This is a genomic window from Roseivirga sp. 4D4 (assembly GCF_001747095.1).
GTDB lineage: Bacteria > Bacteroidota > Bacteroidia > Cytophagales > Cyclobacteriaceae > Roseivirga.
In genome coordinates this window covers 2333529-2350150 of the sequence record NZ_MDGP01000001.1, presented here as the reverse complement: position 1 = coordinate 2350150, position 16622 = coordinate 2333529, and the positions used below count along the sequence as shown (strand labels likewise).

Below are 16622 nucleotides of genomic sequence, written 5' to 3'. Positions count from 1 at the left end.
GAGTTGATTAGCTATTTTAGTGAGATTCAATGGTTAAGATATTTATTATATAACAGAATGCCTAAATACGAGATTCATCCCAAAATTGAGCATGCTGAAACAATGCCTTCTTCTTTTTATAGAAGCGCTGAGGTGTTTGAAGAGTTAATAGAAAAGGTATTTGCTAAGTCATGGCAGTTTATCGGGGATGATGGTTTGGTTAATCAGGATGGTGCTGTTTATCCTTTCAAATTTGAAGGAACAGAAGAACCAATGCTTCTATCAAGAGATAAGGAGACTGTGAGAGTCCTCTCAAATGTGTGTACTCACCGTGGAAATATTCTTTGCCATCAGCCTAATAAAGCACGAAACATCACCTGTGCTTATCATGGCCGAAGGTTTGGTTTGGATGGCAAGTTTCAGCACATGCCGCAGTTCAAGGAGGCTAAGAATTTTCCCCGATCAGCCGATGATCTTCATGAGTTTCCAATGTTAAAATGGGGTCCATGGTTGTTTGCCTCCATGGGGCAGGGTTATGATTTCCAAGATGTCATCGCTGCAATGGAGCGCAAAATTGGCTTTATGCCATTAAACGAGTTCAAACTTGATGTTCAAAGAGGAAAGGACTATCACATCAAGGCGCATTGGGCACTCTACTGCGATAATTATTTGGAGGGCTTCCATATCCCCTTTGTCCATGCCGATTTGAATGCGGCCCTTGATTATGGGAATTATGAGACAGTGCTATTTAAATACACCAACCTTCAAATCGGTTATGCCGATGGTGACGAGCATGTTTTTGATTTTCCTGAAGGGCATGAGGACTTTGGAAAGTCTATAGCCGCTTACTACTTCTGGGTGTTCCCAAATATGATGTTCAACTTTTATCCTTGGGGACTTTCGATAAACGTAGTGAAACCAATATCTAAGGAGCAGACCAAGGTGTCCTTTATTTCATACGTGTATGACGAAAGTAAAGTGGATGTTGGCGCGGGTACTAACTTGGACAAGGTTGAGCAAGAGGATGAGGAGGTGGTTGAAGGAGTACAGCAGGGTATGAAATCCAAGGTTTACCATACAGGACGCTATTCACCCGAAATGGAAAAAGGAGTGCATCATTTTCACCGCCTTCTGGTTGAGTTTCTAAACGAAGAATAGGCCCTCTCGGCTGTGCTCGAGATAGAAAGGGATCGATGGTTCTAAATAGTGTTTTTCACCTCGACCTTGCGGAGAGGTCTTCTGAGTGAATGGCTAAGGTTCTCTCTTAATAAAGTTCATGTGAAACATATTCAGTTCGTCAGAATTTGCTTCTATGAGATCAGGCCTGCCATCACCATTGAGGTCCGCTGCTAGAATATCATAGCTATTAAATTCTGGTCCAACGCTCATCTTCACCCAGCTTTGACCTTTGTCCTTATTCAAGAAAACAGTGTTTGTACCCCTAACATTAGCCACTGCGATATCGATGTTACCATCTAGGTTAAAATCGCTTACCGTTACAGAGTACGAAGCATCTTCGCTTTCATCAAATACAAGACTCTTTGTAAACTGAAGGTTCTCATCTCCGAAATAGATGGCATTAGGCTGGCCAATATTTGCGGTGATAATATCTTTATACCCATCCTGATTAATGTCTGCTATTGCTACACCTCTGGTCTCATCGGTGCCTGTTCCAAAGAGGATTTTTGTGCTGAAATCCAAGTTCCCCCCATTCAGGTATACCGCATTCGATTGACCATCTCGATTGGCTAGAATGAGGTCCAGATCTCCATCTTGATCCATATCAGATACTTCTACGTCTATTGTAGAATCATCTTTAGCACCAAAGCCAATGGGTTCAGAAAACTCTCCTTTTCCATTATTTAGGCAAATCTCGTTTTCCTGTCCACGATTGGTGATCAGAATGTCAATGTCTCCGTCTTGATCCAGGTCGGCTAAAGTCAGGTTTCTTGTATTTGAGTACTTTTTCCCGAAATACTTTCCCCTTTTAAAATTCCCTTGCCCATCATTGAAGTAAAGCATATTAGGGGCATTGTCATTACCAACGGCTACGTCTAAATCACCATCGCCATCTAAATCAGCTAGTTCGGTGGCATAACTGGTTTCGCTGGTGATGTCTAGGGGCTGAGATAGCGTGAAGATTCCCCGGCCATCATTGAAGAATACTTGGTTTTGCAGTGGCCAGTGTCTTCCATTCGCTACTACCGCATCCAAATCACCATCGTTATCGATATCACCAATACCAATAGAAGCTGTTCGGTCTTTATTGGTTCCAAAGATGTAGCGATTGCTACTTCTAAACTGTAAGTCTTGGCTGAAGGCTTGCTGGATTATGAGGAGGCAGCAAAGGCTAAGGAGATGTTTCATTGTCGATGAGCTTCATTTTCAAATCCAAGCTAGCAATTTCTGACCTATTGTAATCCGCTTGAGTTTTAATATCTTACTTAGATGGAAATTGGTACTATACTGATCATAGTAGGCATAGCGTATGTCGTGGCCAATTTCGTTATCTATTTCGCCCAGGAACGCTTTCTCTTTAAACCCGAAAAACTGCCCGAAGACTTTGAATTCAAGTATCCAAACCTTCAATTCGAAGAGTACAACTTGGAAAAAGAACCTGGGGTAAATATCAATGGCATACATTTCAGGATTGCCGAACCTAAAGGAGTGGTGATCTACCTAAAGGGCAACTCAAAGTCGCTTAAAGGATGGGGTAAGTTTGCCGTGGATTTCACTCGATTAGGTTATGATGTACTGATGGTAGATTATCGAGGCTTTGGAAAAAGCACCGGTAAACGATCTGAGGAAAGCATTAAAGATGACTTGCAGTATGTTTATGATAAAGTCAGAGAGCAGGTCCCTGAAAAGTATATCATCCTCTATGGTCGATCCTTGGGTTCTGGGTTTGCAGCAAAAATTGCTTCTATCAATCACCCTAGAATGCTGGTGTTAGAATCACCTTACTACAGTCTTGCCAAGGTGACGAAGCGCTATATTCCATTTATGCCCGTTTCGCTTCTAATCAAGTTTCCTATTCGCACCTATAAGTGGCTTAAGTATGTGGATTGCCCTATTAAAATCGTTCATGGAACAAACGATAAACTCATTCCTTTTAAAACGGCCGTTTCCCTATCAAAAGTTAATGCTGAAAACACCCGGCTTTATCCTGTAATTGGCGCTGGACATAATAACTTGCACACTTTCGAAGAATACCATCGCATGCTCGAAGAAATCCTCAACTCCAAATTACCTGGTACCATCGATCCGTCAGAAACCAGTCTGAATTTTAAGCGAAAACGTAAAAAGGAAAGACAAAATCCATAATCTTGAAGCGCTTGTTGATCATAGGTTCCAGTCTTCTTTTCGTTTATATACTCGGTGCAATATTTCTCTATGCGCTACAGGAGAAGTTCATTTTCCTTGACGGAGAATTACCTGCAGATCATCTCTATGCTTTCGACTCAAAACACGAAGAAATCAATCTCACTACACCTGACGGTGCCAATTTGAATGCAATTCATTTTAGGGCAGATAGTGCCAAAGGTTTGATCCTCTATTTTCATGGTAACCGTGGTAATCTCACCCGTTGGGGAAAGGTAGTTGAGCGCTTCGTAAAACTTGATTATGACGTTTTGGTAATGGATTATCGAGGCTATGGCAAAAGCAGGGGAGAACGATCCATGGAGCTTCTGCTGAAAGACGCAGAGTTGTTTTACAGCCATGCCCTTAGCCAGTATCCTGAAAACGAAATCACCCTCTACGGCCGATCGCTTGGTACTGGAATCGCGTCTTGGTTGGCGGGAGGGCACAACCCCAAGCGCTTAATACTTGAGACGCCATATTACTCATTGGCTTCGGTGGCCCAACGTTTTTATCCGATTTATCCTTCTAATTGGGCACTTCGCTATAACTTTCAAAGCTTCAAATATCTGAAGACTGCCAAGTGCTCAGTCCATATTTTTCATGGCACGGAAGATGAAGTAGTTCCTTACAAATCGGGTAAAAGGTTACATGAATCGATTCCAAATGGGCAGTCTCAATTAATTACCGTAGAAGGTGGGCAACACAAGAACCTCGTTGATTTTGAGGCTTTCAGATCGGCAATACAAGAAATACTTAAATAAGAATTGACAATGCTCGGACTAAGAACTACGATTTATAAAGTATCGGATATTGAAGCGGCCAAGGCTTGGTATACTCATGCTTTCAGTACAAAACCCTATTTCGATGAGCCATTTTACATTGGTTTTAATATCGGTGGTTACGAGCTAGGCTTGCAGCCTGAGGAAGTAGCAGGAGGAGAAAAGATCGATAGCGTATTGAGCTATTGGGGTGTGGAGAAAATCGAAGAAGAATACCAAAGACTCCTAGCCCAGGGCGCTACTCCCCACGAAGCACCTACTAATGTAGGAGGCGAACTGATGGTGGCAAGCGTAAAAGACCCTTGGGGAAATGTCCTGGGATTGATCTATAATCCTTATTTCAAGCTTCCGGATTAGGCAGTAGCTTGAAGGTCTGCGGATTGATTTGAATTGCTCTCCAGATCAATGCATACCCACTTTTCCCTTCATCGATTCAAAGATTTTTTGAGAGTCGAATCCAATGCCATTTTTGAAGACAATTTCCATTTTTCGAATATTGGAGACATCCGATTCAAGATCTCCACCAATTAAGACCAGATCGGCTTTTTTACCCACTGTTAAAGAACCAACCTCTGAATCCCTCTCAAGGTATTCAGCACCATTAAGAGATGATATTTTGATGGCTTCCGTCAGGCTAAAACCCGCTTCGATAAAGAGCTCTATTACTCTTTGGTTGGCATAACCAGCTACAGTCCTTCCAGCGCCTGTAGGGTCAGTACCAGCGACCAGCTTACCACCGGCTTCATAGAACATTTTCTCCCAAGCCATCTGCTTCTTGAATTGGGCCAGTGAGGCAGCATCTCTTCCCTGCCTTCTTGTATGACTTGCAATCAGGCTCTCTTTTATTTCGGGACTCATGGCATCAATGCCACCTCCCAAGACAACTTCGCGATCGGTATAGGGCTCAAAAACAGGGAGGGTGGAAGTAATTGCCACATTCTTTTCGATTAAGAGATCCATTAGAGACTTCATTTCTGGGCTATCGATGGCCAAGTCTCTTAGTGCTTGCCCTCTTTTAAAGGCAGGGCAGAAGTCATCCACTTTATCCGCTACAAAGTCAGAGCTCTGAAAGAATCCGTGCTCAATGTTATCAATTCCGATTTCGGCCGCTTCTCGATAGGTTAAGGAGCAAATATGACCGGTCACTTTTTTGCCCTTGGCGTGGGCAGCCTTCACCACTTGTGTCAAATCTTGGCGGGTGATGTTTTGATAAACCTTAAAGGAGTTAATACCGCGATCGGCCCAGTAATTCACCATTTCAACTCCTTCTTTTGAATTGTTAATAATGCCTACCTCAGGAACAGGCGTGCCAGCTCTTTCAATAAAAGGTCCGGTCAAATCCATCTTTGGTCCCAGCATACGACCTTCTTCAATCCATTTGCGGATATTTAGATCTGTCTGTGGTTCTATACTTCCGGCTGTTCTAATGGTGGTGACACCACCGGCAAGGTAAAGCCTCGGGAAGGTGAAAGTCATTTGTGCCACGCTGAAAACCCCGTCAAAGGGTTTGGGATAGAAGATGTGCTCATGAAGCATGACCAGTCCCGGAATAACCGTCTTGCCTGTACCATCGATCCGTTTGGCACCCTCTGGTATATTGACTGTATTGTTGTCTCCAATAGCCGTTATATTCTCACCTGAAAAAACGATGGTTTGATTTGTTCTAATGGGGCCACCGGTACCATCGATGAGTTTCACATTGGCTATAGCAACTGTTGTTTCCTGAAGACTTACATAGGGCTTCACCGCCCTGGAAAACTCTTGAGCATTGAGAAGGTGGGTGCAAGAAATGATGATGGCGGAAAAGAGGATTCTAAATCTCATGGTATAGTTTAAAAAGTCTCAATAAGATAGGTAAATCTGGTCAAAAATGAGATTGATCTTGTGCGGATTGCAATTGTGCTGCATGCAGAATAAATTGAGGCATGGAATCACTCGTAAGTTTCTTCAATGATGTGCCCACAGAATTCAGAGCTGGCATTCTGATTAGTGGCATACTGATCTTCTGGATACTTGAAGGAACAGTTCCTCTATTTCGATTTGGGTATAAAAAATGGAGACATGCCGGAATCAACCTCTTTCTTACTCTTACGACTATGATCATTGGGTTTGGACTTGCAGGAGCTCTATTAGCTGCTTCTGATCTGGTGGCCCATAATAAATTCGGCTTGCTTTATATCATTGATTTACCACTTTGGGGTCAATTAGTTTTAGGTGTATTGTTGATGGATTTGATTGGCGCTTACCTTGTCCATTGGACGGAGCATAAGGTTAAGTGGATGTGGAAGTTTCATTTGGTTCACCATTCAGATACTACAGTCGATGTGACCACGGGTTTAAGACATCACCCCGGAGAAACGGTCTTCAGAATTGGATTCACCATACTGGCTGTGATGATTATTGGAGCTCCTATGTGGATCATCATGGTTTACCAAAGTCTTTCCGTGCTTTTTGCCCATATCACCCATGCCAACATCAATATGCCAAAACGGATTGATCGCGGACTTTCCTGGGTTTTCATAACCCCTTTAATGCACAAGGTGCATCATCACAATACCCAACCATTGACTGATACAAACTATGGCAACATCTTTTCTTTCTGGGATAGAATCTTTGGGACCTTTGCCCAGGTAGAAGACACTACCGCATTGGTTTATGGTATAGATACCCATATGGACCCCAAGGAGAATGATAAGATGGGCAATCTGTTAAAGATTCCTTTTCAGCCTTACCGACCACCTACTGGGTCAAAATTTGGAAAATAATGCTAGGTAGAAGTATCAAGGAACTTACCGATCAATATGCACAAGTCGGTTTGGTAAAACTTGTAACCATCAGACCATTGAGGAAAGAACCTCCAGTAATTCTCAAAGATGTAGAGGCAATCGCTGAGGTAGGCTTAGCGGGTGATCACTATGCCTCTAAAGGAGGGAAGCGTCAAGTCACCTTAATATCGCGAGAACATATTCATGCTGTGGCTTCCTTTATGGGTAAGGAAGAAATTGATCCCTTGGCATTAAGGAGAAATATAGTCACCACAGGCATTAATCTTAATGCCCTAAAAGACAAGCGATTTCAAATTGGTGAAGCCGTCTTTGAACACACCGGAGAATGTCATCCTTGTTCCAGAATGGAAGAGAACCTTGGATCAGGCGGTTATAATGCCATGCGCGGTCATGGGGGCATCACCTGTCGAGTAATTCAGTCAGGCCGAATTACTCGAGGCGATTCCATTAAAGTTTTTGACTAGTTTGCTTTAATATCAAATGCGATGATAATGCTATAACCATTGGCGGTAAAGCTAAATTGCCCTTCTCCATTTTGGTAATAATCTTCCTCAGTCGGAATTCTGACTGGGTTCAGGTTGAATGAAGTCATAAGGTCAGAAGTATTCGGATCGGTAAGCGGATCGTCATTGTCTAAAAAGGCGAAAGTCCAATCCGTATCTGTAAATGCAACCTGTAGTGATTCATCAATGGCTCCAGCGATTGGTAAGTCATCAGAGGTGATGTCATCTCCCAATATGAACGGGTCAAACTCAGCCTGTCCAACAGGGAAGAAACCAAAAAGTATCTCAGGGCCACTACCGTCAGGGTCCCATGCATCACCATTACCATTTACAAATTGAACTTCCGTTACGGCCAATGCAACTGCCCAGCGATTGCCAACTGTAACTGAACTTGTAGATGTGGCAACGTCCCCAGTGCTACTTGTTACACTAAGCGTCACATTGAAATTACCCACAGCGTTGAATGTGTGAGTTGGATTTTCATCAGTAGATAGTGTACTGTTGTCGCCAAAATTCCAAGAGTAGCTCTCACCATCCGTAGATGTATTGGTGAAAGTAACCGTTTCCCCAGGTTGAATGAACAGCCTATCTTGGTTGAAATTCGGCATAGGAACGATACTGGGCGTCTCATCTCCACCACTACAAGAATAAATTAGAATTAAAGCGGCTAATGCAAATAACTTAGGGAGTTTTTTCATGATTTTGGTTTTGAATGAGGAGTTATTTTAAACTAAACACCTAATTAATACAATTCCCTTACAGATTGTTCAAGTAGTGCTTAGAAATAATTTCTTTTATCGAATTTGAAAGAGCAGTGAAAACCGATAACCGTTCCCCTCAATCTCAAAAATACCCCCACCAAGTAAATAGTCTTTTTGAGTTTCAATGGTCATAGGGTTGAAGGTAAAACGAGCCATTTCTGTTGAATTCAACGGAACGGCTAAGGGATCTTCATTATCGAAAAAGGCCAATTGCCAGTCCTCATCTGTAAACATCACTTGAAATTCCGGTGGCAGAGGCCCTCCAGCGGGAAAGTCACTTTCGACATAGTCATTTCCAAAGTTTAAGAAGAATTCTGAACGAAGGTCCTCGGCCTTAAAGAAGTCTATTAGTAAATCTGGTCCAGAATCATCGTCATCCCAGGGATCTCCATTGGGGTCCAGAAAGTTGATTGACTCAACTCTTATGCCGAGCGCCCATCGGTTACCGACAAAAACGCTTGAGGTTGTGGCAATACGATCACCGGTGCTGCTAGTAACCGTAAGTCGGATGACATACTCTCCCAGTTCTTGATATTCGTGCACTGGGTTTTCCTCTGATGAGCTCGTATTATCACCAAAATCCCAAAAGTATGTAGCTCCGTTTTCACTTGTATTTGTGAAGGTTACTGCCTCGCCAGGTTCTATGAAAAAGCGATCTTGATCGAATGAGGTGATGGGCTTTATGGCTGGTGTGTCATCTCCGCCACAAGATACCAGGGTGATCAAAAGGAGAAAACTGAATACAGATATAGAGTGGCGCATGGGTTGAAGGTCAAGGTAAGTATTCTTGAATAAAACACTTGCATTTACATATTCCCTTACTGAGGGTGTGATTGTAATGGGTTTTCAATCAAGCTCTTATGCCCCAGGGGTGGTCTTATTTACCTTTGATTTTCGAGTGGAGTAGTAAGCGGTAGGATCCAATCGGCATTACCAAACCAAGGCTTGGGAACTGCAGCAATGTCAAAATTAGGGGCTATCAGTTGTTGATATGCGCGGCCATTCAGTGAGGCCCAGGCATCCACATAGACTTTAACATTTGAGCCCATAAGCCTGAACTCTTTTTGGATATGTTGTGCAAACTCCCAGATCATATAGGGTTTACCATCCATCTTACTGGCTTGCCAATCTTCCATAAATCCATCGGTGCGAATCTGTATTCTTTCCCCTGAGCCTTCTTCCTCAATATAGAATCTGGTGATGCCAGATTTCCCTCTCAGTTTCATATGCCAGGCGTATCGGTGTCCTTCTTCCGTCCAGTGGACATTTCCGGGGATGAACAAATGCCTGAAAGGCATTAGTATCTGTACAGCTGCAAAAAGTACAAGACCAGAAATCACTACTTTTCTCACGATCGGCCTGGGAGAAGTGTAATTATTTGTCTCCAATTTTCTGGTTGGCTGAAGACCAAACTTGGAAAATAGTTTCTTAGGCCAGTCCGGTGCAAAGAAGACCGTGGTCGCTAGCATCATAAACCAAGGAAAAATGCCAATGCTGAAGAGTTGGTCATTCATTAAATGAAAAAGAGAGATTATTATGAAGCCAGCTAGTCGGGTTCGCTTGAAAAGCAATGCTGGAACAATTAATAAGTCTAGTAACAAGCCAGAGTAGGACATAAATAACACCATCCATCGCTGATCAAAGAACTGACCAATGATAGGGAAGTCCATATCCGACAGTAACCAATTACTAAGCGGATAGCCACGTAACCAGTCAGGATTAATTTTGGCAACACCACCAAAGAAATAGGGAATGGCAATGGTAAACCTTACGAGCCAAAGGCTCCAATTGGGTATTAAAACCGACCTGATCCGCTTAAAAATTAGACTGTCTATAGAAAAGTTGCGATGAGCCGGAAGGAAGATTAAAACAAAACTGATGATGACGACTAAATAGAAGTGGTTGAGGTAACGTGCTTGCTCCAGCAGGAAGGTGTAGGAGAAGAGTATGAAAAACAGCACTGTGCTGATCCTATACAGAAAACCGATAAGTATAAAGGCTGCTAAAACACCCAAAACATACCATAAACCATACATGTATTGTTCAGGTAGGGGTTGAAAATTAAACGGCCCATAACTGAAATTGAATTCTGGCTCGACCCAATACCTATAGATCCAATTATATCTGAAGTATCGGGTCACTTCCCAGAGCATGATGGCTCCAAAAACGATCCTGAAAACTACTATTGAAGAGATGTCTACGGGTTCGAAAAGATTTTTGATCTTCTCTTTCCCCCAGATTTCATTGAGATCTCCTTTTAGAATATTCATAGTGTTTCGGATGAGTAAATATATTAATCTACCACAAACATTACCGGCTTTCTACTATAGGGTGGCTTACAAAAACTTTCTTGCAAATTGAACTATCAAAATTCTTAGTCGTCTTAAGGGGCGAGAAATTTAGGATGACAGAAAGTCAAGCATCAAGAAGAACGGACCTAAAGCTGAAACTCCTCATACTGAGGTGTCAAGCAGGAAATGAGCCAGCATTTGGAGAGCTGTACGAGCGCTTCAATCAAAGCACATTGGTCTTCTTGAAGAATTTAACGGACTCCGAAATAGCGCAAGACTTGAATCAGGAAGTTTGGCTGCAAGTTTACCGGCAGATAGCCACCCTTGCAGATGCTAGAAGGTTTAAGGCGTGGCTGTTTCAAGTTGCGAGAAATAAGGCCCTCGATTACTTCAAGAGTTCCAAAAGGTTGAGAGAGCTCCATGAAATCATGAAGCCCGATAAACCGCTGGAAGTGCAAATGCCTTTTGATGAGGTAGACTTTAACAAGTCCGACCTTTTGAAGCTTTCCTTGGATGGTTTATCTCCCAAACTCAGGGAAGTGATTGTATTGAACTTCTTCGAAGGAATGGACTATACGGAAATAGCCTTTATCCTGGGTTGTTCGCTGGGCACCGTTAAATCAAGAATTTATAATGGGAAATTGAAGATTAGAGAATTGTTAGAAACTAAAATATTAAGTCATGAATGAAATTGAAAAAAGTAATGATGCCGTCTGGAAAATGATCGAGAGGGAGAAGCGAAAAGATAAGTCGATAAGTAGAATTAGCACGGCTGCCTGGGCCACTACACTCCTAGTGGTTTGTGCGTTTATGGTGCTAACCTTTATGGACTTTAGCCGGCATATTAGTCTTTATAAAAAGGGAGTTATTTCATACGAGAGTGTAACTTCTACCCTTGTCCCTTTTCTTATCATCTTAGGGGTGTTCAGTCTAATTGTGGCCATAGTTATGACCATAGGGAGGTTTATGCGGCTGAGAACGGCCAATTTGTTGGAAATACAGCAGCGGCTGACACTCTTAGAGCAGAGCCTGACAAAGGACGAAGACTTAATTTAATGATCGGTGATCGGTATAAAAGAGGCTAGCTGGTACTAGTCTCTTTGCCTTTAGGCCCTACAGTCATTAATGGCTGTCTCCAAAATTCCCATCACCTTGTCCGCATTCATGCCGACAAGGGAGGCCGGAAACCCTACTTCGAGATTTGTGATAGAAAGAGTTTGGGCCGCTTCGTCAAAGTGATAATCGGTAGAGATTCCGTTTTTGCTTAGATACCCTGAAGTTCCCTCGAATGAAAGGCCTTGTTCTTGCAACTTTGTACCCAGGCAAGTGAAAGTGCTTGCCGAAACGTTATCAAATGTCTTGTTCATCTTCTTCGGTTTCTAGTTCGGCAACTGGAGTCAGGTGATCAGGAATTCTCTCCTCATCTGATTTTACATGATGAAACACCTCCAAGACGGGAGATTCCTTGATCTCAGGCACTACAAAAGTCACTAGCATATTATTCAGGCTTTCGTGTATACGTTCCCAAGCCATTTTAATGTCATCAGCATGAACAATCATAAGGTTGGTTACCTTCTTTTCTTTACCACTATCGGCATCACCTACCATGTATGAGATTTTTGCCTGATAGAATACATCGCCTCCTGGATATTCAAAAACGTCTACGATTTTACTTTTGGCTATACTGGTCACCTGAAATTCACCCATTACACGTTGGCCAATTTCTTCATAGATTTTGGCTTCAGCTTCAGTAAAAGAGAGGGCATCCGCCAAGTAGGTCTCAGTTACATTTTTAACACGGCCGTTTTCGTCTTCTTTTTGGTATTTAACCTTACAAGTAAACCAGTTTTGCATATCAGTAATTTAGGACTGCGAAGTTAAAATTCAATCATGACATTTAAAGGCTTTGAGCGAAAAGCCTTAGATTATTTTTGAATGACTGACGATCTGACGTATTTCGCCTTTAATGAGTAGTGTATTTCCATATAAAAGTGCCATCGTTATCACCTGCTTCCCCAAGCAAAGCGAATGGTTGGCCAAAGAAGTTGAAGCCCTCGATTATGAGGTAACCAGTAAGAGCATATCTGAAGTTGAGATTTCGGGTTATATGGATGACTGCCTTCGGCTCAATATGTACTTGAGGACCGCTGGGCGTGTGCTTTTTCAATTACAAAGGTTTAGAGCGAATACAGCCAATGACCTGTACAAAAGGGTTAAGTCTATTCCATGGGAAAACTACCTGCATAACGATAGCTATTTCTCTGTGACCTCTTTCGTAAGAAATGAGCACATCAAAGACGATCGTTTTGCAAACGTAAGAGTTAAGGATGCCATTGCCGATCGCCTGATCGAAGTAACAGGTAAGCGTCCTGACTCAGGCCCAAACCGTGACCATGTAGTGATCCATCTCTACTGGAAGGAAGATCAGGTGCGTCTCTACTTCGATACGTCCGGCAATACGATTTCCAAACATGGTTATAGAAGAATACCATTTAAGGCGCCAATGATCGAATCTCTGGCTGCGTCAACCATTATAGCTTCCGACTGGGATAAGGAAAGTCACTTTGTCAATCCAATGTGCGGTAGTGGCACATTGGCCATTGAGGCGGCTCTCATGGCCATTAATAAAGCCCCTGGTTTATTGAGGGAGAACTTTGGCTTTATGCACCTGAAGGGTTATGACAAAGATTCATGGGAAGGTTATCAGAGGCTGGCCAGACTTCAAATTAAGCCTTCTCCCAATTTTAAGATCATTGCTTCTGACATGAGTAAGAATGCCATTTGGTCTGCCAAGCAGAACGCGCAGACGGCCGGTGTGGATCACCTGATTGATTTCGAGCTTTGTGACTTTAGGGAAACCCCAGTTCCGGAAGCTCCAGGTGTGGTAATGATGAATCCGGAGTATGGGGAAAGACTGGGAGCCGACAAGGATTTGGAAGAAATATACACTGCCATAGGGGACTTCTTTAAACAGCGTTGTAAAGGATATACCGGTTTTGTATTTACAGGTAATCTTAACTTAGCTAAGAGGATTGGGCTGCGGACATCAGCAAAAATTCCTTTCTTCAATGCAAGAATTGAATGTAGATTATTGAAATACGAACTTTATCAAGGGACAAAGAAAATTCGCGATTGAAAATACTTAAGGCTTTCTTAAATAGCTTTCCAATCAAGCTGCTTTTAGTGCATGTCAAGCACAATCAGTTTCTTTTATTCTATTGGTTTATACTGTTTTCGATTGTAGATGGCCGTTTTGGTAAAGCACTTGGTATTCCCTTCCTTTTTTTAGATCCCATTTATATGGATGAAGTTGGTTTCTGGGGCTTTCTGATCATTGGCGTGGCGCTAGCTGGTTTTTCCATGGCTTTCAATATTACCAGTTATATACTTGATGGCTTTCGGTTTCCTTTTCTCGGCACTTTACCGAGACCCTTTTCTCATTATTGCCTCAATAATTCGTTGATTCCCATTGCCTTCTTGATTTTCTATATTCAGAGGATTATAGTCTTTCAAGACACGGCAGAGTTGTACGAAGGTCCTCAGATTGCCATGGGTATTTTAGGGCTGCTTTCTGGAGTCATTTTTATGCTTAGTTTTCTGTTTGTCTATTTCTCTCGAACGAATCGAGACATTCAAAAGGTGATGCGCAATAAGGAAAAGCGTCCATTAAAGCGTTCTCAAAAGACTAGATATAACGCTTTTAGGCAGTTGAGGAAAATGCGTAAGTCCAAAGTGAAAGTAGACTATTACTTTTCATTAAAACTGAAACATCACTCAACCAGACGATTTGAGAAGTATTATGATCGGATTGCGATCCTCGGTATCTTCAAGCAAAACCAGCGCAATGCGATTATCATTGAATTGTTGCTTTTGGTGATTCTAATTCTCCTGGGCATATTTCAGTCATCCCCGATTTTCCAAATACCTGCTGCAGCCTCGGGAATATTCCTGTTCACCATGATTGTGATGGCAACCGGGGCCTTCAGCTTCTGGCTACGTTCTTGGGTTGTAACTGCAGTAATCGCCTTGTTCTTTTTGTTTAATATCCTTTCCAGTCAGTTGAATTGGGGTTATCAGTACCCGGCATACGGTTTGGACTACACCGTAGAAAAAGCGGATTACTCGCTGGCGACCATTGAAAAACTCAGTAGTCAATCCGAGATAGAGAAATCGAAGGCGCATTGGTTGCAGATGCTTGAAAATTGGAAAATTAAATCTGGAGAAGAAAAGCCAAGAATGACGCTCATTGCCGTGAGTGGTGGTGGTCAGCGATCGGCACTTTGGACCATGAATGTATTGCAGCATGTGGATTCTGTCTTGAGTGGAAACCTGATGAATGAGACGGTCTTAATTTCAGGAGCTTCCGGAGGCTTGGTTGGGGCCGCCTTTTACCGTGATCTTTTCTGGAGCAATAAGAATCCTCAAGATAAAGTTCACGCAGAGGAAATGGGAAAGGAGTTGTTGAATCCTCTCATCTTCTCACTACTGATCAATGATATTTTTTATAAAGCCAGAAAGTTCAAATACGGAGGTCAGCGCTACAAACGGGAGCGAGGATATGAATTTGAAAATAACCTAAGCGAGAACTTGGGAGGAATGTTGAATCGACCCATATCGGCATATCGTGAGGCAGAATTTTCTGGAGACATTCCAGCGCTGCTGGTGAGTCCTTTGATTACAAATGACGGTCGAAAACTTTATATATCGCCACAACCCGTGAGTTTCCTCAATCTTCGACCGAATGAGAAGAGCATTGTTCAGGGAGTAGATTTCCGTTCATTATTAAAAGAACAACAGGCCGATAGTCTACGCTTTTTAACCGCATTGCGAATGAGCGCCACTTTCCCGTACATCACCCCAACGATCACTTTACCAACAAGTCCCCCAATCAAAATTGCGGATGCTGGCATTTCTGATAACTACGGTGTTGTCGATGCGCTGATTTTTCTGAATGTGTTCAAAGACTGGATTTTGGAAAACACCAGCGAGGTTGTATTGATGTCGATAAGAGATTCTGAGAAAAACGAAGAGTTAGGCCCAGTCGAAGGTCAAAATGTACTCGAAAGGTTCTTTTCACCCATTCAATCTGCATACTCCAGTTGGGATAAGGTGCAGACCATTAAGAATGATCAATTTTTTGAATTAACAAAGGCAGCTCTAGGGGAGCACTTGCGCAGAGTTGAATTTCAATATGGAACAGAGAACCCATTTGAGCACAGGGCCTCATTGAGCTGGCGATTGACTGAAATCGAAAAAAGGAATATCATCCGAGCCATTCATCAAAAAAAGAATCAAAACATCCTCAGAAGCCTTTCAGAGTCCAATGAATAGCGTTAGAGACTGTTGCAGATCTTGAAAATTCTTTAGTAAGCAGGCCTACTACAATATTCAACGGCTTCCGGACATTTCATTAGAAAAGGCTCATCTATGTCCTCATCTAATTCCCATATGAACCTATATTCTTTTTGATGTGAAAACCTGACAGGCTTTATGAAATATTGGCCCCAGTTCACGAGATTCCTTAATTCATGAGACATTTTATAGAAATTGAAATTTGGTGGAGGCGTGCCAACCAAAACCTTATCATTTCTATAAACGCATCTAGACCTATAAATATTTGGACAAGGTAAACGGTCGGCTATGGCTTGGGCGAAACCATTGGGGTTGTCTATAAAAAAGTAGTCATCATAATCAAATTTACCTACCAGTGTTTGGTCTGCTTCACCATCGAAGCAGCAGAAAACAAAGTTGTTGAAGCCTGATGAAATGTGTGCTATGCCAGTTCTTTTAGAGTTTCTTCCGATTACTAAGAGACATCCTTCGCTCTTGTCTCCAATCTCTTCATTTTCAGATTTTTGATAATCTTTGAAAGTCCCTAGTCTTAGTGTTCCATCTTTGAAAAAGCTATCTATATGTTCTTTCTTAGACATTTTAATAAGTTTCTCTTGTGGTTCTAAAAGGCTTTGAAATTCTGATTCAAAAGTGAGCTCAGCTAATTTTTCTTTTGGTACTTCCTGGTCCAGATAAAGGTTGTTTAGAAGTGCGCCTGCAATTGATCTCAATTTCTCATTGGATATGGAAGTTTCCATTCCGGTGTAGGAGCTTATAAGCGATCGCATATTGTGTGTATTATGACTAAATATACTGTTTTCTCTTAAAA

General features: G+C 42.2%; 18 protein-coding genes. 10 read left to right on the top strand and 8 right to left on the bottom strand.

Features of this window, described 5'->3' with window-relative positions; genetic code table 11:
- Window positions 1-57: 57 nt before the first annotated feature.
- Window positions 58-1137, top strand: coding sequence for an aromatic ring-hydroxylating oxygenase subunit alpha (locus BFP97_RS10290; RefSeq protein WP_069842333.1), 1080 nt, complete (start codon window positions 58-60; stop codon window positions 1135-1137).
- Between the two features lie 93 nt (window positions 1138-1230).
- Here BFP97_RS10290 and BFP97_RS10285 read toward each other — a convergent pair whose 3' ends face one another.
- Complete coding sequence (locus tag BFP97_RS10285) at window positions 1231-2346, bottom strand: FG-GAP repeat domain-containing protein (protein ID WP_069842332.1); 1116 nt, start codon at window positions 2344-2346, stop codon at window positions 1231-1233.
- 81 nt (window positions 2347-2427) lie between these two features.
- On the opposite strand from BFP97_RS10285, the gene BFP97_RS10280 reads away from it, so the two are divergent.
- Genes BFP97_RS10280 through BFP97_RS20635 form a run of 3 tightly spaced genes read left to right on the top strand, consistent with a single transcriptional unit; the run spans window position 2428 to window position 4478 of the window.
- Entirely contained in the window at window positions 2428-3303 is an 876-nt protein-coding gene (locus tag BFP97_RS10280) for an alpha/beta hydrolase (RefSeq protein ID WP_069842331.1), read from the top strand.
- 2 nt (window positions 3304-3305) lie between these two features.
- A complete protein-coding gene (locus tag BFP97_RS20640; protein ID WP_139135260.1) occupies window positions 3306-4103 on the top strand; it encodes an alpha/beta hydrolase in 798 nt (265 codons plus the stop codon).
- A 9-nt stretch (window positions 4104-4112) separates the two neighbouring features.
- The gene (locus BFP97_RS20635; protein ID WP_069842329.1) at window positions 4113-4478 is read left to right on the top strand and encodes a VOC family protein; all 366 of its coding nucleotides are present in this window, start codon (window positions 4113-4115) and stop codon (window positions 4476-4478) included.
- 45 nt (window positions 4479-4523) lie between these two features.
- On the opposite strand, the gene BFP97_RS10265 is transcribed toward BFP97_RS20635, so the two are convergent.
- A complete protein-coding gene (locus tag BFP97_RS10265) occupies window positions 4524-5945 on the bottom strand; it encodes an amidohydrolase family protein (protein ID WP_069842328.1) in 1422 nt (473 codons plus the stop codon).
- A gap of 101 nt (window positions 5946-6046) precedes the next feature.
- Between BFP97_RS10265 and BFP97_RS10260 the strand changes: the two genes are divergently transcribed.
- Window positions 6047-6886 carry a sterol desaturase family protein gene (locus BFP97_RS10260; RefSeq protein ID WP_069842327.1) on the top strand — a complete coding sequence of 280 codons (840 nt, stop codon included), beginning with the start codon at window positions 6047-6049 and terminating at the stop codon, window positions 6884-6886.
- Entirely contained in the window at window positions 6886-7371 is a 486-nt protein-coding gene (locus tag BFP97_RS10255) for an MOSC domain-containing protein (protein ID WP_069842326.1), read from the top strand. The genes BFP97_RS10260 and BFP97_RS10255 overlap by 1 nt, the downstream gene beginning before the upstream one ends.
- Here BFP97_RS10255 and BFP97_RS10250 read toward each other — a convergent pair.
- The 3 genes from BFP97_RS10250 to BFP97_RS10240 all read right to left on the bottom strand — a co-directional run bounded on the left by BFP97_RS10250 (window position 7368) and on the right by BFP97_RS10240 (window position 10441).
- Window positions 7368-8108 (bottom strand): PKD domain-containing protein, encoded by a 741-nt coding sequence (locus tag BFP97_RS10250; protein ID WP_069842325.1) that lies wholly within the window; start codon window positions 8106-8108, stop codon window positions 7368-7370. The genes BFP97_RS10255 and BFP97_RS10250 overlap by 4 nt on opposite strands.
- A gap of 96 nt (window positions 8109-8204) precedes the next feature.
- A complete protein-coding gene (locus tag BFP97_RS10245) occupies window positions 8205-8933 on the bottom strand; it encodes a PKD domain-containing protein (RefSeq protein WP_069842324.1) in 729 nt (242 codons plus the stop codon).
- 119 nt (window positions 8934-9052) lie between these two features.
- Window positions 9053-10441 (bottom strand): HTTM domain-containing protein, encoded by a 1389-nt coding sequence (locus BFP97_RS10240; protein ID WP_083262509.1) that lies wholly within the window; start codon window positions 10439-10441, stop codon window positions 9053-9055.
- 134 nt (window positions 10442-10575) lie between these two features.
- On the opposite strand from BFP97_RS10240, the gene BFP97_RS10235 reads away from it, so the two are divergent.
- Entirely contained in the window at window positions 10576-11151 is a 576-nt protein-coding gene (locus BFP97_RS10235) for an RNA polymerase sigma factor (RefSeq protein ID WP_069842323.1), read from the top strand.
- On the top strand, window positions 11144-11518 hold the full coding sequence (locus BFP97_RS10230) for a hypothetical protein (protein WP_069842322.1): 375 nt from the start codon (window positions 11144-11146) through the stop codon (window positions 11516-11518). Before BFP97_RS10235 ends, BFP97_RS10230 begins: the two co-directional genes overlap by 8 nt.
- A 50-nt stretch (window positions 11519-11568) precedes the next feature.
- Here BFP97_RS10230 and BFP97_RS10225 read toward each other — a convergent pair whose 3' ends face one another.
- Together BFP97_RS10225 and BFP97_RS10220 are read right to left on the bottom strand one after the other, a co-directional pair.
- Entirely contained in the window at window positions 11569-11829 is a 261-nt protein-coding gene (locus BFP97_RS10225) for a hypothetical protein (protein WP_069842321.1), read from the bottom strand.
- Window positions 11813-12316 carry a DUF4494 domain-containing protein gene (locus tag BFP97_RS10220; protein WP_069842320.1) on the bottom strand — a complete coding sequence of 168 codons (504 nt, stop codon included), beginning with the start codon at window positions 12314-12316 and terminating at the stop codon, window positions 11813-11815. Before BFP97_RS10220 ends, BFP97_RS10225 begins: the two co-directional genes overlap by 17 nt.
- A 112-nt stretch (window positions 12317-12428) precedes the next feature.
- Between BFP97_RS10220 and BFP97_RS10215 the strand changes: the two genes are divergently transcribed.
- Together BFP97_RS10215 and BFP97_RS10210 are read left to right on the top strand one after the other, a co-directional pair.
- A complete protein-coding gene (locus BFP97_RS10215; protein WP_069842319.1) occupies window positions 12429-13598 on the top strand; it encodes a class I SAM-dependent RNA methyltransferase in 1170 nt (389 codons plus the stop codon).
- Window positions 13595-15793 carry a patatin-like phospholipase family protein gene (locus BFP97_RS10210; RefSeq protein ID WP_083262508.1) on the top strand — a complete coding sequence of 733 codons (2199 nt, stop codon included), beginning with the start codon at window positions 13595-13597 and terminating at the stop codon, window positions 15791-15793. Before BFP97_RS10215 ends, BFP97_RS10210 begins: the two co-directional genes overlap by 4 nt.
- 32 nt (window positions 15794-15825) lie before the next feature.
- On the opposite strand, the gene BFP97_RS10205 is transcribed toward BFP97_RS10210, so the two are convergent.
- Window positions 15826-16581, bottom strand: coding sequence for a hypothetical protein (locus tag BFP97_RS10205; RefSeq protein WP_139135259.1), 756 nt, complete (start codon window positions 16579-16581; stop codon window positions 15826-15828).
- Between the last annotated feature and the right edge of the window lie 41 nt (window positions 16582-16622).

What these genes read in the sequence shown, in the direction of transcription:
- BFP97_RS10290 (WP_069842333.1), top strand. Translation starts at nt 58, where the DNA reads ATGCCTAAATACGAGATTCATCCCAAAATTGAGCATGCTGAAACAATG.
- BFP97_RS10285 (WP_069842332.1), bottom strand. Translation starts at nt 2,346, where the DNA reads ATGAAACATCTCCTTAGCCTTTGCTGCCTCCTCATAATCCAGCAAGCC.
- BFP97_RS10280 (WP_069842331.1), top strand. Translation starts at nt 2,428, where the DNA reads ATGGAAATTGGTACTATACTGATCATAGTAGGCATAGCGTATGTCGTG.
- BFP97_RS20635 (WP_069842329.1), top strand. Translation starts at nt 4,113, where the DNA reads ATGCTCGGACTAAGAACTACGATTTATAAAGTATCGGATATTGAAGCG.
- BFP97_RS10265 (WP_069842328.1), bottom strand. Translation starts at nt 5,945, where the DNA reads ATGAGATTTAGAATCCTCTTTTCCGCCATCATCATTTCTTGCACCCAC.
- BFP97_RS10260 (WP_069842327.1), top strand. Translation starts at nt 6,047, where the DNA reads ATGGAATCACTCGTAAGTTTCTTCAATGATGTGCCCACAGAATTCAGA.
- BFP97_RS10255 (WP_069842326.1), top strand. Translation starts at nt 6,886, where the DNA reads ATGCTAGGTAGAAGTATCAAGGAACTTACCGATCAATATGCACAAGTC.
- BFP97_RS10250 (WP_069842325.1), bottom strand. Translation starts at nt 8,108, where the DNA reads ATGAAAAAACTCCCTAAGTTATTTGCATTAGCCGCTTTAATTCTAATT.
- BFP97_RS10245 (WP_069842324.1), bottom strand. Translation starts at nt 8,933, where the DNA reads ATGCGCCACTCTATATCTGTATTCAGTTTTCTCCTTTTGATCACCCTG.
- BFP97_RS10240 (WP_083262509.1), bottom strand. Translation starts at nt 10,441, where the DNA reads ATGAATATTCTAAAAGGAGATCTCAATGAAATCTGGGGGAAAGAGAAG.
- BFP97_RS10235 (WP_069842323.1), top strand. Translation starts at nt 10,576, where the DNA reads ATGACAGAAAGTCAAGCATCAAGAAGAACGGACCTAAAGCTGAAACTC.
- BFP97_RS10230 (WP_069842322.1), top strand. Translation starts at nt 11,144, where the DNA reads ATGAATGAAATTGAAAAAAGTAATGATGCCGTCTGGAAAATGATCGAG.
- BFP97_RS10225 (WP_069842321.1), bottom strand. Translation starts at nt 11,829, where the DNA reads ATGAACAAGACATTTGATAACGTTTCGGCAAGCACTTTCACTTGCCTG.
- BFP97_RS10220 (WP_069842320.1), bottom strand. Translation starts at nt 12,316, where the DNA reads ATGCAAAACTGGTTTACTTGTAAGGTTAAATACCAAAAAGAAGACGAA.
- BFP97_RS10215 (WP_069842319.1), top strand. Translation starts at nt 12,429, where the DNA reads ATGAGTAGTGTATTTCCATATAAAAGTGCCATCGTTATCACCTGCTTC.
- BFP97_RS10205 (WP_139135259.1), bottom strand. Translation starts at nt 16,581, where the DNA reads ATGCGATCGCTTATAAGCTCCTACACCGGAATGGAAACTTCCATATCC.